This window comes from Corynebacterium sp. MSK019, from assembly GCF_030232425.1.
GTDB lineage: Bacteria > Actinomycetota > Actinomycetes > Mycobacteriales > Mycobacteriaceae > Corynebacterium > Corynebacterium jeikeium_D.
The window spans coordinates 39,447-60,931 of record NZ_JASPJT010000002.1; the positions used below are offsets into that span (position 1 = coordinate 39,447).

The 21,485-nt window shown below is 58.7% G+C and carries 19 protein-coding genes and 1 tRNA gene; 15 read left to right on the forward strand and 5 right to left on the reverse strand.

Annotation, left to right across the window (positions count from 1 at the left end; all coding sequences use genetic code 11):
- The first annotated feature begins 57 nt into the window (after nt 1-57).
- A tRNA-Arg gene (locus tag QP982_RS01385) sits at nt 58-130 on the forward strand.
- Nucleotides 131-325: 195 nt separating this feature from the next.
- On the opposite strand, the gene QP982_RS01390 is transcribed toward QP982_RS01385, so the two are convergent.
- The gene (locus tag QP982_RS01390) at nt 326-1,348 is read right to left on the reverse strand and encodes a pirin family protein (protein ID WP_049190085.1); all 1,023 of its coding nucleotides are present in this window, start codon (nt 1,346-1,348) and stop codon (nt 326-328) included.
- Nucleotides 1,349-1,465: 117 nt separating this feature from the next.
- Between QP982_RS01390 and QP982_RS01395 the strand changes: the two genes are divergently transcribed.
- Nucleotides 1,466-1,870: a hypothetical protein gene (locus QP982_RS01395; RefSeq protein WP_284870105.1), complete on the forward strand. Its 405-nt coding sequence runs from the start codon at nt 1,466-1,468 to the stop codon at nt 1,868-1,870.
- Between the two features lie 16 nt (nt 1,871-1,886).
- Here the strand turns inward: QP982_RS01395 and QP982_RS01400 are convergent, their stop codons facing one another.
- Genes QP982_RS01400 through QP982_RS01410 form a run of 3 tightly spaced genes read right to left on the reverse strand, consistent with a single transcriptional unit; the run spans nt 1,887 to nt 4,941 of the window.
- Nucleotides 1,887-2,603 carry a LutC/YkgG family protein gene (locus tag QP982_RS01400; RefSeq protein WP_016422443.1) on the reverse strand — a complete coding sequence of 239 codons (717 nt, stop codon included), beginning with the start codon at nt 2,601-2,603 and terminating at the stop codon, nt 1,887-1,889.
- Between the two features lie 2 nt (nt 2,604-2,605).
- Nucleotides 2,606-4,153, reverse strand: a complete 1,548-nt coding sequence (locus QP982_RS01405; protein ID WP_284870106.1) for a LutB/LldF family L-lactate oxidation iron-sulfur protein — start codon at nt 4,151-4,153, stop codon at nt 2,606-2,608.
- The gene (locus tag QP982_RS01410) at nt 4,153-4,941 is read right to left on the reverse strand and encodes a (Fe-S)-binding protein (RefSeq protein ID WP_070595721.1); all 789 of its coding nucleotides are present in this window, start codon (nt 4,939-4,941) and stop codon (nt 4,153-4,155) included. Before QP982_RS01410 ends, QP982_RS01405 begins: the two co-directional genes overlap by 1 nt.
- A 213-nt stretch (nt 4,942-5,154) precedes the next feature.
- Here QP982_RS01410 and argS point away from each other — a divergent pair, with 213 nt between their 5' ends.
- The 4 genes from argS to thrB all read left to right on the forward strand — a co-directional run bounded on the left by argS (nt 5,155) and on the right by thrB (nt 10,549).
- Nucleotides 5,155-6,807: an arginine--tRNA ligase gene (gene argS, locus QP982_RS01415; protein ID WP_284870107.1), complete on the forward strand. Its 1,653-nt coding sequence runs from the start codon at nt 5,155-5,157 to the stop codon at nt 6,805-6,807.
- A gap of 65 nt (nt 6,808-6,872) precedes the next feature.
- Nucleotides 6,873-8,291, forward strand: coding sequence for a diaminopimelate decarboxylase (lysA, locus tag QP982_RS01420; RefSeq protein WP_069358827.1), 1,419 nt, complete (start codon nt 6,873-6,875; stop codon nt 8,289-8,291).
- A complete protein-coding gene (locus QP982_RS01425; RefSeq protein WP_016422448.1) occupies nt 8,288-9,622 on the forward strand; it encodes a homoserine dehydrogenase in 1,335 nt (444 codons plus the stop codon). The genes lysA and QP982_RS01425 overlap by 4 nt, the downstream gene beginning before the upstream one ends.
- Entirely contained in the window at nt 9,623-10,549 is a 927-nt protein-coding gene (gene thrB, locus QP982_RS01430; protein WP_005509404.1) for a homoserine kinase, read from the forward strand.
- A 45-nt stretch (nt 10,550-10,594) separates the two neighbouring features.
- On the opposite strand, the gene QP982_RS01435 is transcribed toward thrB, so the two are convergent.
- A complete protein-coding gene (locus QP982_RS01435; RefSeq protein ID WP_284870109.1) occupies nt 10,595-12,313 on the reverse strand; it encodes a long-chain fatty-acid--CoA ligase in 1,719 nt (572 codons plus the stop codon).
- A gap of 515 nt (nt 12,314-12,828) precedes the next feature.
- On the opposite strand from QP982_RS01435, the gene rho reads away from it, so the two are divergent.
- The 9 genes from rho to QP982_RS01480 all read left to right on the forward strand — a co-directional run bounded on the left by rho (nt 12,829) and on the right by QP982_RS01480 (nt 21,481).
- Nucleotides 12,829-14,781: a transcription termination factor Rho gene (rho, locus tag QP982_RS01440; RefSeq protein ID WP_069358826.1), complete on the forward strand. Its 1,953-nt coding sequence runs from the start codon at nt 12,829-12,831 to the stop codon at nt 14,779-14,781.
- A 66-nt stretch (nt 14,782-14,847) separates the two neighbouring features.
- Nucleotides 14,848-15,921, forward strand: coding sequence for a peptide chain release factor 1 (gene prfA, locus QP982_RS01445; RefSeq protein WP_005509382.1), 1,074 nt, complete (start codon nt 14,848-14,850; stop codon nt 15,919-15,921).
- On the forward strand, nt 15,908-16,852 hold the full coding sequence (gene prmC, locus QP982_RS01450; RefSeq protein WP_256881413.1) for a peptide chain release factor N(5)-glutamine methyltransferase: 945 nt from the start codon (nt 15,908-15,910) through the stop codon (nt 16,850-16,852). Before prfA ends, prmC begins: the two co-directional genes overlap by 14 nt.
- A gap of 37 nt (nt 16,853-16,889) precedes the next feature.
- Nucleotides 16,890-17,546, forward strand: a complete 657-nt coding sequence (locus QP982_RS01455; protein WP_005509411.1) for an L-threonylcarbamoyladenylate synthase — start codon at nt 16,890-16,892, stop codon at nt 17,544-17,546.
- A gap of 82 nt (nt 17,547-17,628) precedes the next feature.
- Nucleotides 17,629-18,861 carry a glycosyltransferase family 4 protein gene (locus QP982_RS01460; protein ID WP_284870166.1) on the forward strand — a complete coding sequence of 411 codons (1,233 nt, stop codon included), beginning with the start codon at nt 17,629-17,631 and terminating at the stop codon, nt 18,859-18,861.
- Complete coding sequence (locus QP982_RS01465) at nt 18,858-19,307, forward strand: Cg1360 family ATP-synthase-associated protein (RefSeq protein ID WP_088611475.1); 450 nt, start codon at nt 18,858-18,860, stop codon at nt 19,305-19,307. Before QP982_RS01460 ends, QP982_RS01465 begins: the two co-directional genes overlap by 4 nt.
- A 390-nt stretch (nt 19,308-19,697) precedes the next feature.
- Entirely contained in the window at nt 19,698-20,492 is a 795-nt protein-coding gene (gene atpB / locus QP982_RS01470) for a F0F1 ATP synthase subunit A (protein ID WP_016422455.1), read from the forward strand.
- 141 nt (nt 20,493-20,633) lie between these two features.
- Nucleotides 20,634-20,885 (forward strand): ATP synthase F0 subunit C, encoded by a 252-nt coding sequence (locus QP982_RS01475; protein WP_016422456.1) that lies wholly within the window; start codon nt 20,634-20,636, stop codon nt 20,883-20,885.
- A gap of 32 nt (nt 20,886-20,917) precedes the next feature.
- Nucleotides 20,918-21,481 carry a F0F1 ATP synthase subunit B gene (locus QP982_RS01480; RefSeq protein WP_005509352.1) on the forward strand — a complete coding sequence of 188 codons (564 nt, stop codon included), beginning with the start codon at nt 20,918-20,920 and terminating at the stop codon, nt 21,479-21,481.
- Nucleotides 21,482-21,485: the final 4 nt, after the last annotated feature.

Here is a 21,485-nt window from a genome sequence, read left to right on the forward strand (position 1 = left end):
CGCCCCAGCCAAGTGGTAACATCTTTTCTCGTTGCACTTGTTGTGCTTGTGCCACACGCCCCCGTAGCTCAGTGGATAGAGCGCCGGTTTCCGGTACCGAAGGTCGGAGGTTCGACTCCTCTCGGGGGCACGTCTTATCCCTTAAGCGGTTTGGTTCGATTAGATTCGCCTGGTTGCTTGAGGGATTTTTGTTTCGGGTGTACCTGGCGGAAGCGGGCCAATCCGAGTTACTGACTGCGTTTATGACAAAAATGACCCAAAAAATGGCCTGAAAGTGTCATAAACTCACACAGTTTCACATGTGCAGCCCGTCGGGGGATCCCGGTTAATTGACCGGGCGACGAACCGTACCGTCCGGATAGCGGGCAAAGCGCCCCTCTTCAAAGGGTGCAACCGGATCGTTGGAATCAAACCGCCATGCGCCGAACTCGCCACGCTGGTAGGCATCGAATGCCTCAACGAGCTCTTCGCGGCTATTCGCGACAAACGGGCCATGCTGATACACGGGAGCGCCAATTGGTCGGCCTTGGAGGATGAGCGCGAAGGCCCCCTCGTCACCTGCAGAAATGTCCAGTGCCTCGGTTGAGCGCAGCACTGCGCCCTCTTGCACCAGCGTTTCGCCCTCGATAGTGAGCCTGCCGCGTAGAGAGTAGAGAGTCCGAATTGTCTCGGCATAATTGGTTGGTGGCAACGTTAGCTGTGCGCCCGGTTGCAGGCGCAGCACCCACACGGCTACATCGGAATCTGGTGCAGCGGCCCAGGATTCCGGTGGTGGAGCAAGCGGCTGAGTATCGCCGAATGCGCCCGCGATGACCTTTACGTCGTAGCCGTGGCCATTGTCATCAGTGCCGGTGACGTGCGGAGTGTCTTCTGTCCAAAACATCTGGAAGTGCGGCTTTGCCTCCTTGCCTTCGGGCGGCAGGTTCAGCCAAATCTGAAACATGTGGTGAGGATTGGGGCCGTCGTTATGCAGAAGCGGGAACATTTCAGCATGCGCAGTGCCTGCGCCGGTGGTCAGCCACTGAGTGTCGCCGTCGCCGTAACGAGCCTGTGCACCTTCGGAGTCGGTGTGGTCGACGTAACCTTCCTCGACAATCGAGATAGTTTCAAAGCCGCGGTGTGGGTGGGAGGGGAAGCCGGGGACGGTTGTGCCGTGGTACATGGACCAGCCGTCCTTGCCGGAAAAGTCCATGCCGATATTACGGCCGAGCAGCGAGGCATCTGGTGTCATGGTTGTGCCCTTGGCCTGCGGGTATAGGTCGTAATGGTGGACCGCGAACAGGAAGGGATCCATGCCGGGGAGCTGTGGGTTGTCGGCTACTGAGAACTTTTGAATGATTGCGCTCATGGAAGGCTCCTTTAGCTAGGTTGTTTCATTTTCCATAACGCATTGTTGTCATGTCAATATTCCGAGGTTTGGTTGAAACCGCTGTGGAGCTTCGATTTGAGGTTTAGCCTGGAATCTATGACGGAAACCGAAGTTGCGCTGAAAAGACCCAAAAGCCCTAGTGCAGTATGGGGACAAGCAGTTATCTATGCTGCCATTTTCGGGTTCTTAATCGGAGTCATTGCATGGGCGGGATTGACAACTAAGTGGATTTTTCCCGGTGTGTTGCTACTAATCGCGGTTCAGTTCGTTTTTGATTACCGCAATAGGGAAGGGGTCTTTGACCCGGACTGGGAGGACAAAGCCTTCAAATGGGATAAAAGGGCGCGACAAGGTTGGGCTGCAGTCCTTGCGCTGGTTATTGTGCTGGTAGTTGCATCAAATGTGCCGCGGCACCATGTTGGCGCTACCGCTGCGGTGACAATCGTGGCGGTAGCGGTGATGCTATTCGTGTCAGTCAAAAGGTACTGGCCAGGGCGATAACAGGGAGTATTCGCCCCTACCCAGCAATAATCACAATCAAGGTGCGCGGGCCGTGGACACCTTCGACGCGGGAAAGCTCGATATCCGAGGTCGCAGAAGGCCCGGAAATCATAGTGATTGGAGCCGTGGGGTCAACCTCTCGCAGGCGGGAAATGGCCTCCGGAATGCCAGAGACAATCGTTTCTGCTGGGACGACACAAATATGCTTATCCGGCACCAAGGTCAGGGCTCGGCGCCCGGAGGTAGCGGAGCCGTCCAGGAAAATGGTGCCGGTCTCCGCGCAGGTAACCGCAGAGCTGGTGACAATGGCATCGAGTTCGTCCAGTTCGCGGGCGTTGAAACCGGTATCGACGCGGATTTCGGTCGCCCCTTCAGCAGTCTCGCCAGAGCCAAGCCCCGCAACCCAGTCGCGGTCCAAGCCCTCGGGGATACCAATCAGCGAGGCCCCAACATCCGCAATAGCCTTCTTCACTGCGTCATTGATTTCAGTTGCCGAGCTGCCACAACGGCGCACATCGGCTTTGTAATCGGCGATGCGTTCGTCGGCAAGCGAAACGATGTCCTTGTGGGGCAGCTCCGAGCTTCGTTCATAGTCGCGTGGAACGGAGAAGTGCGCGCCGGGCTCGCCGGTGATAATGCCCACGTCAGAGGCTAAATCGCGGCCCTCAAAGGCAATCTTCTGCGCGTTGCGGATGCGGCCGAGAATGTCGTTTTTGGCGCCAGAGTTGGTCATCGCTAGGACTCCTTTTCGCTTTGGCCATTAATCTTCGTCGGAACCTGATTGGTCGATTCGCGGGTCAGCTGCGCCGAGAAATCCTTCGAACCCCACAGTGAGCGGAACGGCTTCTTCGGCGGAACTGGGGTATCACGCGCATCCGACCACCCGCTGAGGAACAGCGGCAGGGCGTGAATCTCGCCGTCCTTCAAACCGAGTACGCGGGCGAGGGAGGCCATCTTTGCGCTCATGTTCCAGAGCTTCTGATTGCCCATGATGAACCCGAGCGTGGCAAACAGCTTGCCCTCCACCGGCGGGCGGTGCTCCGTGACCTTACGGTGACGCAGCTCCAGCAGTGCCGCAGGGATGTCAATTCGCACCGGGCAGACCTCAAAGCAAGCCCCGCACAGCGAAGACGCATAGGGCAGCGAAGCATTCGGATCATCGTAGGAATCCATGCCAGTGAGCTGCGGGGACAAAATCGTACCAATCGGGCCCGGGTAGACCGAACCGTAAGCGTGCCCGCCCACGTGTTCATAAACAGGGCAGATATTCAGGCATGCCGAGCAGCGAATGCACTTCAGCGCTTCACGCCCAATCGGATCTGCAAGAGTGGCCGAGCGCCCATTGTCCAGCAACACAATGTGGAAATTCTTCGGGCCGTCGCCGTCGGTCGTTCCCGTCCACAGAGAGGTGTAGGGATTCATACGCTCGCCTGTCGACGACCGTGGCAGTAGCTGCAAGAACACTTCCAGATCCTGGAAGGTGGGAAGCAGCTTCTCAATACCCATCACCGAAATCAGTGTTTCCGGCAGCGTGAGACACATCCGGCCGTTGCCCTCTGACTCGACGACGGCCACAGTACCGGTTTCGGCCACACCGAAGTTGGCGCCGGAAATCGCAACCTTGGCCTCCATAAACTGCTCGCGCAGGAACTTACGGGATGCCTCGGCCAGATCGGCCGGATTGGCTTTCAGGTCCGGGTCGACTCCGGGGATTCCATTGAGGAAGATCTCGCGGATATCTTCGCGATTGCGGTGGATAGCAGGAACCAGGATGTGGCTCGGCATGTCGTCGGCAAGCTGAACGATGAGTTCCGCCAGGTCGGTTTCGCGGGCGGTGATGCCGGCGTCGGCAAGTGCTTCGTTCAAGCCGATTTCCTGTGTGGCCATCGACTTAATCTTGACGACCTTTTCTTCGCCGGTCTCTTTCACCAAGTCCGTGATGATGCGGTTTGCCTCGGCGGCATCGCGCGCCCAGTGGACGTGACCGCCGGCATTCGTAACTGACTCTTCAAACTGCTCCAGCAGTTCCGGCAGACGCGCCATAACATCGCGCTTGATGTGGCTGCCCGCGAGCCGCAGCTGCTCCCAGTCATTCTTCTCGGCTACGACATGCGCGCGCTTCTGACGAATCGAACGCGTGGCATGACCGACATTTTCGCGCATGCGAGTGTTCTTGAGCTCCTCGTGCGCTGCGGCCGTGAACCCGCGCGTACCGCGCAGATGCCCGACGTTGTGCGGCGCGCGGGGAGGAAGGGCTGGCATGCCGACGTTAATTGCGACCATTACTGTTCACCTCGCAGGGAAGCTTCTTGGCGGTTGTGCACATCAAACGGGGTCTCCTTGGTGGAGGCCAGAATCTCGGCCATATGGATGGCGTGCACGCCAGAGTCCTGGCGACGCAGCGCGCCACCGATATTGAGCAAGCAGGAAGCATCGCCAGCGGTGACGAACTCCGCTTCCGTAGCGCGGATATTGGCTGTCTTGTCGGCAACCATTGCAGCGGAAGTCTCCGCATTTTTCACCGCGAAGGTGCCGCCGAAACCGCAGCACTCCGCTGCGCCGGGCAGCTCGCGCAGATCGATTCCATCGACTGCGCTGAGCAGCCGCCACGGACGGTCACCCACCTTGAGCACCCGCAAGCTGTGGCAGGTGGAGTGGTAGGTCACTGAGTGGGGGAAGTAAGCACCGACGTCAGTCACACCAGCGACATCGGTGATGAACTCGGAGAGATCCAGCGTCTTGTTCGCGCAGGCCTGTGCCGCGTGGACTTGGGCACGGGTACCGTAGCGGCCCGCAATCATCGGATGCTGGTGGCGAACGGCGCCGGCGCAGGAACCGGACGGGGCGACAACGTAATCAATCGAGGAATCTGCAAAAGCATCAGCGTAGGTGTCCAGCTGAGGAAGGACTTCCTTCTGGTACCCGGTGTTGACGTGCATTTGGCCGCAGCAGGTTTGTTGTGGTGGAAAGACCACATCGCATCCTAGGCGCGTGAGAACTCTGGCGGTCGCACTCACTGCATCTGGAAACATCATGTCCCCGATGCAGGTCGCGAAAAGTGCTACTTTCACGGTCGCTCCAAAATGGGTTGAGGGGTAAGGCAATAATTTCCTACCTGAATGCTACGCCTAGACCCGGATTAAATCTGTTCTCAACCTGAATTCGGCTGGATCGTGAAAGCGGTGTAGGACAGCCGGAGGCGGTGGCCTGCAGATACCCCTCAAATCAATCTTTTGGTGGCTGATGTTTCCACGACTGCGATTGACCTAATAGGATAGGCAATCGTGAATCCTGCTGATCTTGCTGTACTAGTCCGAAAAGTCACCGTCGAGGTTTTGACTGCCCACGATGCCAATGTCTCTATCGTGCCGGAAAACCCGACCGTCGAGCGTCCGCGTAACCCTGAGCACGGCGACTACGCAACCAATATCGCCATGCAGCTGGGCAAGCGCGTCGGCATGGTGCCGCGTGACTTGGCAACTGAAATTGCCACAGCGCTCGGCGCTTCTGAGGGCATCGATGAAGCAACCATCGCAGGCCCTGGCTTTATTAACATCCGCCTGGCCTCCGATGCCCAGGGCAAGATCGTCGAGGACGTCCTGGCAGCGGGGGAGAAGTGGGGTCATGCCGACTTCAACTCCAACCTCGACGTGAACCTGGAGTTTGTCTCCGCAAATCCGACCGGGCCGATTCACCTGGGTGGTACTCGCTGGGCAGCAGTCGGTGACGCTCTCGGTCGTGTCCTGTCTGCCACCGGTGCCAGGGTCACCCGCGAGTACTACTTCAATGACCACGGTCGCCAGATTGACCGCTTCTCCGACTCCTTGGTTGCAGCCGCTCGCAACGAGCCGACTCCGGAAGATGGCTACGGCGGAGAGTACATCCAGGACATCGCCGCTGCTGTGCTGGAGAAGAACCCGCAGGCACTCGAGGGCTCTGAGGAAGAGGTCCAGGAGCACTTCCGCGCCATCGGCGTGGACATGATGTTCGAGCACATCAAGAAGTCTCTGCACGAGTTCGGCACCGATTTCGACGTTTACTTCCACGAAAACTCGCTGTTCGAGTCCGGTCAGGTGGAAGCAGCTGTCAATTCCCTGAAGGAAAACGGCAAGCTCTACGAAGCTGACGGCGCATGGTGGCTGAAGTCCACCGATTACGGTGACGACAAGGACCGCGTGGTCATCAAATCCGACGGCGACGCAGCCTACATCGCAGGTGACATCGCATACGTTAAGAACAAGTTCGACCGCGGCCACAACCTGTGCATCTACATGCTGGGTGCCGATCACCACGGCTACATCGCGCGTCTGCGCGCGGCCGCTGCAGCGCTCGGCTACAACGCCGATGGCGTCGAGGTGCTCATCGGTCAGATGGTCAACTTGCTTCGCGACGGCAAGGCTGTCCGGATGTCCAAGCGTGCGGGCACAGTGGTCACCTTGGACGACCTGGTTGAGGCAATCGGCGTCGATGCTGCTCGCTACTCGCTAATCCGTTCCTCCGTGGACTCCAGCCTGGATATCGACCTGGGGCTGTGGGCTTCGCAGTCCAGCGACAACCCGGTCTACTACGTCCAGTACGGTCACGCTCGTCTGTGCTCAATCGGTCGCCGTGCCGAAGAGGCCGGTGTGACCAGCGAAGGCGCTGACTTCTCCCTGCTGGTAGAGGACCGCGAAGGTGAGCTCATCCGCACTATCGGTGAGTTCCCGGCCATCATCAAGTCTGCTGCTGACCTGCGGGAACCACACCGCATTGCCCGTTACGCTGAGCAGCTTGCCGGTGTCTTCCACCGCTTCTACGACACCTGCCAGATCCTGCCAAAGGCAGACGAAGAGGTATCCGAGCTACACCGTGCTCGTCTCGGCCTGGCTGAGGCTACCCGCCAGACGCTGGCCAATGCTCTGCAGCTGCTCGGTGTTACTGCACCTGAGCGCATGTAGTCGAACGCGCCCGTAAAACTACACCCCGTTGCTCCGCCCGGGTAACGGAGAAAGAGAGCTGTTTCGTGCCTATCGACGGCAATGGTTTCGAACTGGGTGGCTACACCCGACCCGACTCCACCCAATTTAATGAACTACCAGCGCATGTCTGGCCAACTACCGCCCGTCGTCGGAGCGCTGACGAAGAGAATCCCGGCTCGGTGGAAATTGGTGGCGTGAGCCTGGTCGACATTGCCAAGGAGTTTGGCACTCCGGTTTTTGTCGTCGATGAGCAGGACTTCCGCTCTCGCTGCCGCTCGATGGCCAAGGCCTTCCGCGGCGCGGAGAATGTCCACTACGCATCCAAGGCTTTCCTGTCGAAGACCATTGCCCGCTGGGTAATGGAGGAGGGGCTGCATCTCGATGTCGCCTCGGGCAACGAGATGGCTATCGCTCTGGCGGCGGGTTTCCCAGCCAAGGACATGACCTTCCACGGCAACAACAAGTCCACCGCTGAGCTGCGTGATGCTATCTCCGCTGGCGTGGGCAAGATTGTGCTTGACTCCCGTTCGGAGCTGCGTCGCCTGTCCCAGGTGGCGGCTGAAGCAGGCGTGGTGCAGGACGTGCTCGTTCGCGTGAAGCCCGGTGTGGAAGCGCACACCCACGAGTTCATTGCTACTGCGCATGAAGATCAGAAGTTCGGCTTTTCCCTCGCGTCCGGTTCGGCGCTGGAAGCTGCCAACCTCGTAGAAGAGGACGACAATCTGCGCCTGGTTGGTCTGCACTGCCACATCGGCTCCCAGATTGTCGATTCCGACGGTTTCATTCTCGCCGCCGAGCGCGTGTTCTCACTGGTGGAAAAGCTGGTCGAACGCCACGGCACTGAAATCTCGGAACACTTCAACACCCTCGACCTCGGTGGCGGTTTCGGAATCGCCTACACCGCAGGCGAGCAGCCCCTCGACGTTGCTCCGCTTGCCGACGAGATCCTCACTGCCGTAGACAAGCTTGCGCAGCGTATCGGCATTGCGACTCCGACAGTGGCTGTTGAACCAGGTCGTGCCATCGTTGGCCCGTCCATGGTCACGGTGTACGAAGTGGGCACTTTGAAGGATGTGACCATCGATGACGGCATGACCCGTCGTTACGTATCGGTCGATGGCGGCATGAGCGACAATATTCGTCCGGCGCTTTACGGCTCGAACTATGATGGTCGCGTTGTTAATCGCGAGGTGTCCGGTTCCAGGATTCCCACCCGCGTCGTCGGAAAGCACTGTGAATCGGGAGACATTCTGATTAACGATGCGAACTACCCGAACGACATTGTCGAGGGTGATCTGTTCGCGCTCGCTGCTACTGGGGCATACTGTTACGCAATGGCCAGCCGCTACAACATGCTGACGCGACCACCAGTAGTGTCGGTATGCGATGGTCAAGTGACCCAAATATTAAGACGAGAAACCGTACAAGATTTACTAAGCCTGGAGTGTGAAACGCCACGATGACTGCCGCAACGAATAATCCTGGAAAGGGCGAGGGCCACAAAGTTGGTGTCGCTATTTTAGGTCTTGGCACAGTCGGTACTGAGGTTTACCGCCTGCTCAACGAGAAGGCTGAGGACTTCGAGCGCCGCATCGGCGGACCGGTCGAGGTCGTTGGTATTGCTGTGAGCGACAAGACCAAGCCGCGTCCGAATGTGGATCAGGATCTTCTTACCGACGATGCTTTTTCGCTGGTTCAGCGCGATGACGTTGACCTGGTAGTCGAGGTCATCGGCGGCATTGATTACCCACGTCGCGTTGTGCTGGAGGCACTGCGTGCCGGCAAGTCGGTCGTGACCGCCAACAAGGCACTCGTCGCCGCACACGGTGAGGAGCTCTCTGAGGCTGCCGATTCCTCGGGTGTCGACCTGTTCTTTGAGGCAGCTGTGGCGGCAGCTATCCCGGTCGTCGGTCCGCTCCGTCGTTCGCTGGCCGGTGACACTGTCAATAAGGTCATGGGCATTGTCAACGGCACTACCAACTTCATCCTTGATGCGATGGACTCCACCGGTGCGGACTACGACGAGATGCTGGCAGAGGCCACCCGCCTGGGTTACGCCGAGGCCGACCCGACTGCAGACGTCGAGGGCCACGATGCCGCTTCCAAGGCAGCTATTCTGGCCAGCCTGGCATTCCACACCCGCGTGACTGCTGATGACGTTCACTGTGAGGGTATTACCGAGATCACCGCTGACGACATTGCAGCCGCCAAGAGCGCCGACTGCACCATTAAGCTGCTGGCTACCTGTGAGCGAGTCACGGACGAAAATGGCAAGGAGTCCATTTCCGCCCGCGTGTACCCAGCGCTGATTCCACGTCGTCACCCGCTGGCAACTGTGCGTGAGTCTTTCAACGCTGTCTTCATTGAGGCCGAGGCCGCTGGTCGCCTGATGTTCTACGGCAACGGCGCTGGTGGTAATCCGACCGCCTCCGCAGTGCTCGGTGACCTTGTTGCAGCTGCTCGCAACATTGTCCACGGTGGTCGCGCACCGGGAGATTCCACCTACGCTAACCTGCCGATTCTCGACTTCGGTGACGTTCGCACCCGCTACCACATCGACCTGCACGTCGACGATCGTGTCGGAGTGCTTGCCGATGTCGCTCGTACCTTCTCTGATCACAACATCTCCCTGCGCACCGTCCGCCAGGAAGAGGGCGCCAACGGCGCTCGCCTGGTCATCGTGACCCACAAGGCACTGGAGAAGGATTTGGAAGCAACGGTTGACGAATTGCGCGCCAACGACGCGGTTTTGGCCGTCAACAACGTCATTCGTATCGAAGGAATGGATATCTAAATGGCACAGGAGCTTTTCCCTGGTCAGAAGGTCACCGTCACGGTTGCAGGTTCGTCAGCGAACTTGGGCCCGGGCTTCGACACCCTGGGGTTGGCAGTTGCGCTCTACGACATCGTCGAGGTCGAGGTCATCGAGTCCGGTGTCGTCGTTGAGATTCACGGCGAGGGCGAAGTTGACCTGCCGCGCAACGAATCTAATCTGGTTGTGCGCGCGATTCGCGCGGGCCTTCGCGCCGCAGGTGTCGAGGCACCGGGGCTGAAGGTTATTTGCCACAACACCATTCCGCAGTCGCGCGGTCTGGGCTCTTCCGCAGCCGCCGCCGTCGCCGGTGTCGCTGCCGCTAACGGTCTGGCGGGCTTCCCGCTTACCGACGACCAGGTAATCCAAGAATCTTCGGTCTTCGAGGGCCACCCGGATAACGCTGGCGCATCCGTTCTCGGCGGGGCAGTGGTCAGCTGGACTGACAAGCCTGTCGATGGTCGTACCGCTCCTCAATACCGAGCAGTGAGCATTCCGGTGCATGAGTCCATTCAGGCGACCGCACTTGTACCGGCATTCCACGCCTCCACGAATGCAGTCCGTCAGGTGCTGCCGAGCGATGTTTCGCATGTCGACGCTCGTTTCAATGTCTCCCGTACTGCGGTTATGACCGCAGCGCTGCAGTCCCACCCGGAACTGCTGTGGGAGGGAACGCGAGATCGCCTGCACCAGCCGTACCGCTCCGACGTGCTGCCGGTGACCGCAGAGTGGGTCAACCGCCTGCGCAACCGCGGCTACGCGGCATTCCTCTCGGGTGCTGGCCCGACCTGTATGGTTCTGGGAACTACTGCAGTAGATGAGAAGATCTTGGACGATGCCCGCGAGGCTGGCATCAAGGTCATGGAGCTGGGAATCGGTGAGCCGGTTAAGGTCGTGGTCGACGGCTAAGCCGCAGCTGCGGCCAGGTGCCGAGCCAGTGGCTTAGCCTGCCACCTACTTTTCGCCCGGCCCCTTCAGTTTCACGATGCTGTACTGACCTGCGCTCAAGTGCGAGCGCAGGTCTTTCTTGTCGAACTTGCCCACTGAGGTCTTATCGATTGAGTCCACGAAGGCCCAGTACTCCGGCAACATCCACTTTGGCAGCTTTGGCCGCAGTTCATCGCGGAGCATTTCAGCGGTCTCCTTGCTCTGTTCAACTTCCGGCATCAGCACCGTAATGGCCAGTGGGCGCTCACCCCACTTTTTATCTGGCATGCCGATAATCGCGCACTCGAGTACCTGTGGGCTTTCCATTACGAAGTTTTCCAGCTGAGCGGAGTAGATCCACTCGCCACCGGAACGAATGACATCGCGAGCACGGTCATGAATAGTCAGGTAGCCGTCGTGAGTAATCGAGCCGACATCGCCAGTGCGGAGCCACCCGTCCTCGGTGAACTGTTCGCTAGCCTCGTCGACCTCGGCACCGCGGAAGAAGTGCGCGGCGCCTCCATCTTGAGCCTCCGGAGAGCTGTAGTAGCCTCCGGTGACCGTGTTGCCGCGCACCTGCAGCTCACCCTGGTTGCGGTCATGCAGGTCGAGCACGCGGTCGTTGTCATCAACAATGCGGAACTGCATGATGTCCGGGAAACGCCCTTGGCTGACACGGTAGCGTTCGCGGGCCTCACCGGAGGCGCCGTACGGAGGGCGTGCCACGGTACCGATAGGCGAAGTCTCGGTCATGCCCCAGAAGTGGATGACATCGACACCGTAGCGCTCTTCCCATAGCCGAATCAGTGCAGGTGGGACAGGGGAACCGCCCGAGAAAATCTCCTGCAGACTCATGCGCTTCGGAGGATTGCTGAGGTAGTGTGCCATGAGGTTAATCCACAGCGTCGGCACGCCCTGAGCTACGCGCGGCATTGAGGTTTCGATGATTTCTGCCAGACGCGGTGCGGACAGGTCCGCGCCGGGGAAGATTAGCGACGCCCCGCACATGAAGGAGGCCAGCGGCACGCCCCAGGACAGGACGTGATAAATGGGCACACAGCAAAGCCACGGGTTTCCATGCGAGATGGCAAAGGAGTCAGTGGTGCGCATATTCAGGCTGTGCAAGTACAGCGAACGGTGGCTGTAGACGACACCTTTAGGTGCGCCCTCGGTGCCCGTCGAATAGCACATGGCTGCACCGGAGTTTTCATCGAGCTCAGGCCAGTCGAAGCGGCTGGGGCGTCCGTCGATGAGTGATTCGTAGGAGTACCACGGGATACCATCCGGCAGTTGCTCAGCCACGTCGGACAGATCACCGATACCGATAATGATGACAGCGCGGACGCGCGGGCAGTGCGGAAGAACCTCGGCGAGCAGTTCGATCTCGGTCGGGTCCGCGATGATGACCTGGTCATCGGCGTGATTGATAATGTGCACAATCTGATCCGGCATGAGCTGCTTGTTCAGCGGCTGGAATACCGCGCCCATGGAGGCGACGCCGAGGAAGACCTCGAAGTGTTCGGCGCAGTTGTACATCAGGGTAGCGATGCGCTGATCCCCGTCGATGCCGAGCTCATCGCGAAGTGCATGTGCCAGCGCACTAGCGCGCGCGGCGATGGCGGCAAAAGTGGTGGTCTCGGGGCCGTCACTGTTCCAGGAGGTCACCGGAGTCCGACCGTGAATGGTGCGACCGTATTCCACAATCTGAGCGATATTGAGAGGAATATGAGGCATCGTACTGCGCATGAGCTCTACAGTACCGACTCACAGCCCCGCGACCTAGCGAAACGCAGGTGAGAACTAGTGTTGCTACCTGACTATTTGGTGACTATCCTTGGGCAATAGGTCGTTTTCAATACGCGGCTAGATACGTACTTCTTCATGTACTCCGCATGCCGTTGACCTTCGCAGTTGTTCACACAACGCGATGGCGCAACGTGACATTGAAAACACATAAATCAGTAGTGCGACTACATAGTCTTGCGGTGCTGTGGACCTAAAATTTCCTAACCATCTTCAGCCCGGACGCTCGGGTTTGAGATGCGGAAATAATGTAGGCAAGATGCCTCGGTTTAGTTTCAACGTCGAGGTCTTTTGCCTGGCTTTTTCGATAATTTCCCGTCAGCTGCGGCTACTTTTCCGCACGTGGTAAAGGTTCGACGACGGAGCACACGCGGTGGCGGGCAGTAAGAGCGAAAAAGTGTCAATGACATAGCCCCCTGTAGAGAGTGACTGCAGGGAAGGTCGATGAAAGGACATCCGTGACCGATACGGACACCACTGCCACGGCAGGCGGCCCAGAGAATCTTGCGGCCCTCCGAATGGCAGAACTGCGTGAAATCGCTTCCAGCAAGGGCATTCGCGGCATCTCCGCCATGCGCAAGCATGAGCTGATTGAGGCCATTAAGAATGGTGCCCCGGCTGCTGGTTCCGCTCCAGCTCGGAAATCTCGCGCGAAGAAGGCTGCGGCTGGGGCTGCGGATACCGGCTCCAAAGCGAAGGATGCCAAGGAATCGCCGTCGGAAAGCGCGGATAAGGGTTCCAGTAAGAGCGCCGACAAGAGCGACAAGGGCAACGACAAGCGAGACGACGCCAACGCGGATGGTCGCGAGGAGATGTCCCGTTCTCAGCAGCGTCGAAATCGTCGTAACCGTGCTCGTCAGCGCGAGCAGGAGAATCAGGACGATCGCAGCAACGATAGCCGCGATGATTCCGATAACGGCAACGACCGCAGTGAGCGTAACGACAATCGCAACGATCGTAATGATCGTAATGACCGCGGTGATCGCAACGACCGTAATAACCGCAACGATCGCAACAACCACGATCGAGACAACGACGATGAAGGCCGCGGCAACCGCAACAACCGCCGCGGTCGCAACAACAATCGCAATAACGACCGCAATAACCATGACGATGACGGTCGTGGCAACCGTAACCGCCGCAACCGTCGCAATCGCCGCGACCGTCGCGGACGCGATAACAACGGTGGGGGACACGGCGGTCAGGACGAGATCCGCGAGGATGACGTTCTCCAGCCGGTGGCTGGCATCGTCGATGTGCTAGATAACAAGACCGCATTCGTGCGCACGTCCGGATACCTGCCGGGCTCTAACGATGTGCTGGTGTCCGCGCAAATGGTTCGTAAGTACGGCCTGCGCAAGGGCGACGCCGTCACCGGTCAGGTCCGCATGCCGCGCGAGAATGGCTCGGGCCAGGTCACTCATGGCAACGGCCGTAATCGCCGCAAGTACAACCCGCTGGTCAAGGTTGAAACCGTAAACGGCATCGATCCGGAGCAGGCAAAGCAGCGCCCGAACTTCGCTAAGCTCACTCCGCTGTACCCGAACCGCCGCCTGCGCCTGGAGACCGAGCAGAAGATCCTCACCACTCGCGTCATCGACCTGATTATGCCGATTGGTAAGGGTCAGCGTGCGCTCATCGTTTCGCCGCCGAAGGCCGGTAAGACCACGATCCTGCAGAACATCGCGAACGCTATCGCGACGAACAACCCCGAGTGCTACATGATGGTTGTGCTTGTCGACGAGCGCCCGGAGGAAGTCACCGACATGCAGCGCAGTGTCCGTGGCGAGGTTATTGCTTCTACCTTCGACCGCCCGCCGTCAGATCACACGGCAGTGGCCGAGTTGGCTATTGAGCGTGCAAAGCGTCTGGTGGAACAGGGGCAGGACGTCGTCGTACTGCTGGACTCCATTACCCGCCTTGGCCGTGCGTACAACAACTCTTCGCCGGCATCGGGACGAATCCTCTCCGGTGGTGTGGACTCCAACGCTCTGTACCCACCGAAGCGCTTCTTGGGTGCTGCCCGAAACATCGAGGAAGGCGGCAGCCTCACCATCATCGCCACCGCGATGGTGGAGACCGGCTCCGCAGGCGACACCGTCATCTTCGAGGAGTTCAAGGGCACCGGTAACGCCGAGCTGAAGCTCGACCGTAAAATCTCCGAGCGCCGCGTGTTCCCGGCAGTGGATGTCAACCCGTCGGGTACTCGTAAGGATGAGCTGCTGCTCAGCACGGAGGAGGCTCGCATTATGCACAAGCTGCGCCGCATCCTCTCCGCGCTGGAGTCGCAGGCTGCTATTGACCTGTTGATTAAGCAGCTGAAGAAGACCCGGAATAACAAGGAATTCCTGATGCAGGTGGCTTCTTCTGCACCAATGGCCGCCGACGTTGATGTGGACGACATGCTTTAGCTGGGGTTAGCCGCAAACCACAGCACCAACCAGCATTTCACCCATCACAATCTGAAGGAATACTCAATGGCTAATCAGGTTTCCGCAGTTGACGACATCCTCTCCGAATACCACGGGCTCGAGGCGCAGCTGGCTGACCCCGAGCTGCACAACGACCCGAAGGCTGCCCGTAAGGTCGGCAAGCGCTTCAATGAGCTGCAGCCGGTCATTCAGACTCACAAGAAGCTGACTGAGGTCCAGGATGACCTGGAGGCAGCTCGCGAGATGGCATACGAGGACTCCGAGTTCGCAGCTGAGGCTGAGCGTCTCGCTGCCGAGGCAGAGGAACTCGAGGAGAAGCTCGCCGACCTGCTGGCTCCGCGCGATCCGCACGACAGCGATGACATCGTTATGGAGCTCAAGTCCGGTGCCGGCGGTGAGGAGGCTGCGCTCTTCGCAGGTGAGCTCGCTCGCATGTACCAGCGCTATGCAGAAAAGCACGGCTTTACCACCGAGATTCTCGGTCTGTCCGAGTCTGATCTCGGCGGCGTGAAGGACATGACTATGTCCATCCGAGCCAAGACTCCGTCCCGCGACGGTGCGTGGAGCGTGTTCAAGTTTGAAGGTGGCGTCCACCGCGTGCAGCGCGTGCCGGTTACCGAATCTCAGGGCCGTATTCAAACGTCCGCCGCTGGTGTGCTGGTCTACCCGGAGCCCGACGAGGTCGAAGACATCCAGATTGATGAAAAGGATCTGCGTGTCGACGTCTACCGCTCCTCCGGTAAGGGCGGTCAGGGTGTTAACACGACTGACTCCGCCGTTCGCCTGACGCACCTTCCGACTGGTCTCGTTGTTACCTGTCAGAAGGAACGCTCGCAGATTCAGAACAAGGCCCGCGCTATGCAGGTCCTTGCTGCTCGACTGCAGCAGATGAAGGAAGAGGAGATCGCCGAGGCTGCCTCTGACCAGCGTAAGTCTCAGGTGCGCAACATGGATCGCTCCGAGCGCATCCGCACTTACAACTTCCCGGAGAACCGCGTTTCCGATCACCGCATCGGTTACAAGGCTCACAACCTGGACTCGGTGCTGGGCGGCGACATGGATGACCTGCTCAAGGCCCTCCACGACGCGGAGCGCGCTGAGCGTCTTGAAGCCGAGTAGCCCCACGCCCGCAGAAAATAGCTCGCCGACGTTACCGGATTCCGTCCGTACTCTCGGCGAGCTGTTTCGCTATGCGCGTCGCACGCTTGACGACGCGGCGCTGGCTTCTCCGGATGCCGACGCACGGGCGCTATTTGCAGCCGCAGTCGATGCGGGATCGGCAGACATCATCTTCCGCGGAGACGAACCGTACACCGATGAGGACGGTCGCAAGTATCTGGCCGAGGTACTGGCCCGCAGAGTGGCTCGTGAGCCACTGCAGCACATCCTCGGTACGGCGCCGATGATGAGCCTGGAACTACAGGTTGGGCCCGGTGTTTTTGTGCCCCGGCCGGAGACGGAACTGCTTGCGCAGTGGGCAATCGATCGAGCCCGTGAACTGGTCGCAAGTGGCGTCGTCAAGCCGAAAATCGTTGACTTGTGTACTGGATCTGGTGCGTTGGCGTTGGCGATCGCCGATGCCGTACCCGAAGCGGACGTGGTGGCTGTGGAGCTCTCTGAGCGGGCACGGGCGTGGGCTGCGAAGAATATCGAGACGTACGGCGATGGGCGTGTGCGTCTGATTGCTGGCGATGTCACGGATGTTCAGCTGATTGATGATGGCGCTGAGCTCGCAGAATGGGTAGGCGAGACCGACATTGTTGTGTCCAACCCTCCATATGTGCCCGAAGACACCGAAGTTGACCCCGAAGTGAGAGCTGATCCGCACTCTGCGGTCTTCGGCGGCGACGATGGGCTAGATGTCATTCGACCTATGATGAACCTAGTGGATGCGCTGGTGCGGCCGGGTGGAGTCATCGGCATCGAGCACGATGACTCTTCAGGAGACGATGTCAGTTCACTGCTAAAGGACACCTGGGATTACGCTGATGTAGAGGTCCACCGTGACTTTGCGGGCCGTGACCGTTTTACGGTGGGACGCAAAAATTGATCTTAAAAGCAAACTTTGAAGCAGGAGCACAAATCTGATGAGCAGGATTATGGACTGCAGCACAGATGAAAACCGCGAACGCGCAATTGCAGCAGCAGTAGATGCAGTGAAGGCAGGACGGCTGGTCGTTATGCCTACCGATACCGTCTACGGCCTTGGCTGCGATGCCTTTGATAACCAGGCCGTTGCCTCCTTGCTGCGTGCCAAGCACCGCGGCCCGGATATGCCGGTACCGGTGCTCGTGGGTTCCTGGAACACGATTGAGGGGCTCGTCCGCGAATACTCGCCAGCTGCTCGCACGCTGGTGGAGGCTTTCTGGCCGGGCGGACTGTCGCTGGTTGTGAACCAGGCGCCGAGCTTGCCGTGGAACCTTGGTGATACCGCGGGTACGGTCATGCTGCGCATGCCGCTGCACCCAATTGCTATCGAGATTCTGCGCCGCACCGGTCCGATGGCCGTGTCCAGTGCGAACATCTCCGGCCAGGCACCGGCCACCAATGCCGTGCGTGCCAAGCAGATGTTGGGTGGGGAAGCGGCTGTCTACGTCGACGGCGGCGAAGCCACGATTGGCACCCCATCGACGATTGTCGATATCTCGACTCCAGTGCCGCGGATTCTGCGCGAAGGCGCTGTGTCAGCAGCGGCGGTTGCCGAGGTTTTGAGTACTACGCCCGAGCGACTGCTGGGGCAGTAGTCTTGTCTACCTAAGGCTTTTCCTGTTTAGTATCTGCAGCGATTGTGTGGGTGAGTAGTACCTAGTGGCGGACATGAGCTTATTGGCAGCCCAGTCGGGTGGGGCAGGTGTGCCCATCCGCGAGCTCGCCATGCTCGTTTTAGTTTCCGCTGCTGTCAGTTATTTGCTCACTGGAGTGGTGCGTTATGTGCTGGTCCGCTCGGGCTGGTTGGATGCGCCCCGCACGCGCGATGTCCACGATATTCCGAAGCCCAGGCTCGGAGGCGTGGCGATGTACTCCGGGGTGGTCGCAGCTATCGCCCTTGCCTCGGTGATGCCGGCTCTCAACCGTGGTTTTCCGCCCATGACTCCAGATATGAGGGCAGTTGTGGCGGCCGCGTCGCTCTTGCTAATCGTCGGTATTTGGGATGACCTCTTTGACTTAGATGCCCTCACGAAGTTGGTGGGGCAGGTCGCGGCGGCACTTTTGATGTCATTTATGGGCGTCAATTGGTATCTGCTCTATATCCCGTTCAGTGGCGGCGCCACGCTCATTCTCGATCCAATCATGTCCACAGTCTTGACTGTCCTATTTACTGTGGCATTGATTAACGCCTTCAACTTTGTTGACGGCATCGATGGTCTCGCAGCTGGACTCGGCATGATTGCCGCAGCTGCAATCCTTGTCTATTCGATGGTCATGCTTCACGACCAAGGCGGAACCGTGTCTGCCTATCCTCCCGCGATGATCTCCGCGTGCCTCCTCGGCGCTTGCCTGGGGTTCTTGCCGCACAACTTCGAGCCCGCACGCATTTTCATGGGCGATTCCGGTGCCATGATGATCGGCTTGCTGCTCGCAGCGGCATCGGTATCGGCGTCGGGACGCATCGCGCCCTCCATGTACGGCACCGCTGACGTCATCGCTTTGATCTCGCCGGTTGTGGTCGTCATCGCAGCAATTAGCGTGCCAATGCTCGACTTGTTGCTTGCTGTTGTTCGCCGCGTCAGTCAGGGCAAGTCACCTTTCTCACCCGACAAAATGCATATTCACCACCGCCTCTTGTCGATGGGGCACAGTCATCGCCGCGTGGTGCTAGTGCTTTACCTATGGGTGTCGGTCGTCGCGTACGCCGCCGTTGCCACCACCATTTTCCCCTTTGAATTCGTCGCTCTCACCTTCGGGGTCCTGCTTATCATCGCGGTTGTCTTCACCCTCCGTCGTCGCAATGCGCTTGCCGACGACCGTTCAACGGGAGCGCGTCCCAGAAGTGGAAGTGGGGTCCGGCAGGTTATAAGACGTCGACGTGGACGCAGAAGGTACAATCTTCGACCGTGACTGAAAAAACAACTCCGGAGCCCGAGTCTAAATACGATGATTCGCGGCGACCGCTGCTGGCTGCTGCTCGCTCGGGCGCAATCGCGCTCGCTGTGATTACCGTGCTTTCGCTGCTGGTCTGGGGTGGCAAAAACGGTATGCCCGGTGTCTGGGGCGTACTCCTTGGCGCGGGCATTAGCGGAAGCTTCGTATTGCTTACCGTTCTAGGCATCCTCTTTACTGCTCGAACTTCGCCGTCCGTCACGCTTGCCGTTGTATTGGGTGGCTGGTTGTTGAAGATTGTCGTACTAATCGGCGTCCTGGTTGTTATTAGAAATCTTGAGTTTTATGACAACATGACTTTCTTCGTCACTGTTGTACTCACGCTGATGGTGACGCTGGGTGCAGAAGTGTGGGGAATGTCGCAATCTAACCTCACTTATGTGCAACCAATGAAGGACAAATAACTCGTTAATAACTTGTTGACCTGCTGAGAGGCTGTAACTCGCTTCTAAAACCGCAGGTAATAAGCATATTGTCCAGTTTGTGCAGAAGATGCCACAAATAGAGGCCGAAACCCACAGAGGGGGTCGGCCTCTTTGTTGGATTCGGGGTCGGAAACGCGGGGGTGTACCGGGTGGGGAAAATGAGTCAGAACTGTTATCCTGAGTTTCGGGTAAGACGGCCTGTAGCGAAATAACTATCATTTCCACAGGTACGGTCCCCGTGAGCGCCGTGCTGATGAGCGAATGGAATCCGCGGCGCGACACGTTAAATGACGTCCTTCGCACCGCTTGACAATAGTTCTAGCGGCCCAATCACGGGAGAGAACGCTGAGCGTTACAACACTTGCCGAGATGCGGGGTGAGTTTCACTCACCCAACTTGCAGGAGGAGTATTTCCCGGGTGAACAATTTGGCGACTTCATTTTAGGTGGTAGTGGCGACTGGTACGCCATGGACCGCCTGATGATTGTTCGTCTTTTGATGGCCGTGATCGTCGCCGTGTTCTTCGTCGTCGCAATGCGTCGTCCGAAGCTCGTGCCGACTGGTCTGCAGAACGTTGCGGAGTTGATGCTGGACTTCGTCCGCATCCACATCGCGGAGGAGATTCTGGGTAAGAAGGAGGGGCGTCGTTTCCTTCCGGTTCTGGCCACCATCTTCTTCCTTGTTATCTCGATGAATATTGCGGCTATTATTCCTGGCCTCAATATTTCGCCGAACGCCCGAATCGGTATGCCACTGGTTCTGGCCCTGTTCGCATACGTTGCCTTCATTTACGCGGGCTCGAAGAAGATGGGCTTCTTCAAGTTTGTGAAGTCGGCAGTCGTTATTCCGAACTTGCCACCGGTACTCCACCTCATCGTGGTGCCGATCGAGATTTTCTCCAACTTCGTTCTCCGCCCAGTTACGCTGACCATCCGTCTGATGGCCAACATGCTGGCGGGCCACATGGTTCTAGTCCTGCTTTTCGGTGCCACGAACTTCTTCTTCTGGCAGCTGAATGGTTGGACCGCCCTGTCCGGGTTGACCCTTGTCGCTGCGGTAGCATTCACGCTGTTCGAGATGCTGGTGATTTTCCTGCAGGCATACATCTTTGCCCTGCTGAGCGCCGTCTACATCGAACTGTCGCTGCACGCAGACGAGCACTAACCCATAACTAATGAGGCCGCAACTTCGGCAACAAGGCCTCGCAAATTTAATAGCAAGACCCACTTGACCCACAAAAGCCCCGGGCCTACTTAGAACAATCTTTAATCCGGGGCCATCCTTTAAGAAAGGGAACGGTTCATAATGAACGACGTCATCCTCTCCGCCCAGGACGCTGTCCAGGCTGTCGACACCAACGCTGGCCTGAAGACCATCGGTTACGGTCTGTCCACCCTGGGCCCGGGCCTCGGTATCGGTATCGTCGCCGGCAAGACCGTTGAGGGTATGGCACGCCAGCCTGAGATGGCCGGCCAGCTGCGTACCACCATGTTCCTGGGTATCGCCTTCACTGAGGCTCTCGCCCTGATTGGCCTGGTCGCAGGCTTCGTTTTCTAAGTCCGGACCTTCAAGCGGAGAACACGTAAACCATGACAGATTTCACCTTTTTGCTAGCGGCGGGTGACCTCCCGATGGGAGAGTCCATTAACCCGCTGCTGCCAAAGACCTATGACATCGTCTGGTCCGTTGTCCCGCTGGTAGTTATCCTGGTTCTCTTCTGGAAGCTCGTTCTTCCGAAGTTCCAGGAGGTCCTGACCGAGCGGGAGGACCGGATTGAGGGCGGCATTGAACGCGCTGAAGCTGCACAGGCTGAAGCCAAGGCCGCTCTGGAAAAGTACAACAGTCAGCTCGCAGAGGCCCGTACTGAAGCAGCAAAGATTCGCGACGAAGCCCGTGCACAGGGTCAGCGCATCATTGCAGACGCTACGACCAAGGCTAATGACGAGAGCGCACGAATCATCGAGTCCGGTGAGAAGCAGCTCGCTGCCCAGCGTGAGCAGGTAGTCGCAGAGCTGCGCAAGGAAATGGGCCAGAACTCCATCAATCTCGCTGAGCGCCTTCTGGGCGAGCAGCTTTCCGACGACGTTCGTAACTCGTCGACGATTGACAACTTCTTGTCCAACCTTGACACCGTGGCCCCGGCCGGAAAGTAGGCGA

What these genes read in the sequence shown, in the direction of transcription:
- QP982_RS01455 (WP_005509411.1), top strand. Translation starts at nt 16,890, where the DNA reads ATGAGCAGGATTATGGACTGCAGCACAGATGAAAACCGCGAACGCGCA.
- QP982_RS01400 (WP_016422443.1), bottom strand. Translation starts at nt 2,603, where the DNA reads ATGACCAACTCTGGCGCCAAAAACGACATTCTCGGCCGCATCCGCAAC.
- atpB (WP_016422455.1), top strand. Translation starts at nt 19,698, where the DNA reads ATGCGGGGTGAGTTTCACTCACCCAACTTGCAGGAGGAGTATTTCCCG.
- QP982_RS01475 (WP_016422456.1), top strand. Translation starts at nt 20,634, where the DNA reads ATGAACGACGTCATCCTCTCCGCCCAGGACGCTGTCCAGGCTGTCGAC.
- prfA (WP_005509382.1), top strand. Translation starts at nt 14,848, where the DNA reads ATGGCTAATCAGGTTTCCGCAGTTGACGACATCCTCTCCGAATACCAC.
- QP982_RS01425 (WP_016422448.1), top strand. Translation starts at nt 8,288, where the DNA reads ATGACTGCCGCAACGAATAATCCTGGAAAGGGCGAGGGCCACAAAGTT.
- QP982_RS01395 (WP_284870105.1), top strand. Translation starts at nt 1,466, where the DNA reads ATGACGGAAACCGAAGTTGCGCTGAAAAGACCCAAAAGCCCTAGTGCA.
- QP982_RS01435 (WP_284870109.1), bottom strand. Translation starts at nt 12,313, where the DNA reads ATGCGCAGTACGATGCCTCATATTCCTCTCAATATCGCTCAGATTGTG.
- QP982_RS01480 (WP_005509352.1), top strand. Translation starts at nt 20,918, where the DNA reads ATGACAGATTTCACCTTTTTGCTAGCGGCGGGTGACCTCCCGATGGGA.
- QP982_RS01405 (WP_284870106.1), bottom strand. Translation starts at nt 4,153, where the DNA reads ATGGTCGCAATTAACGTCGGCATGCCAGCCCTTCCTCCCCGCGCGCCG.
- thrB (WP_005509404.1), top strand. Translation starts at nt 9,623, where the DNA reads ATGGCACAGGAGCTTTTCCCTGGTCAGAAGGTCACCGTCACGGTTGCA.
- QP982_RS01390 (WP_049190085.1), bottom strand. Translation starts at nt 1,348, where the DNA reads ATGAGCGCAATCATTCAAAAGTTCTCAGTAGCCGACAACCCACAGCTC.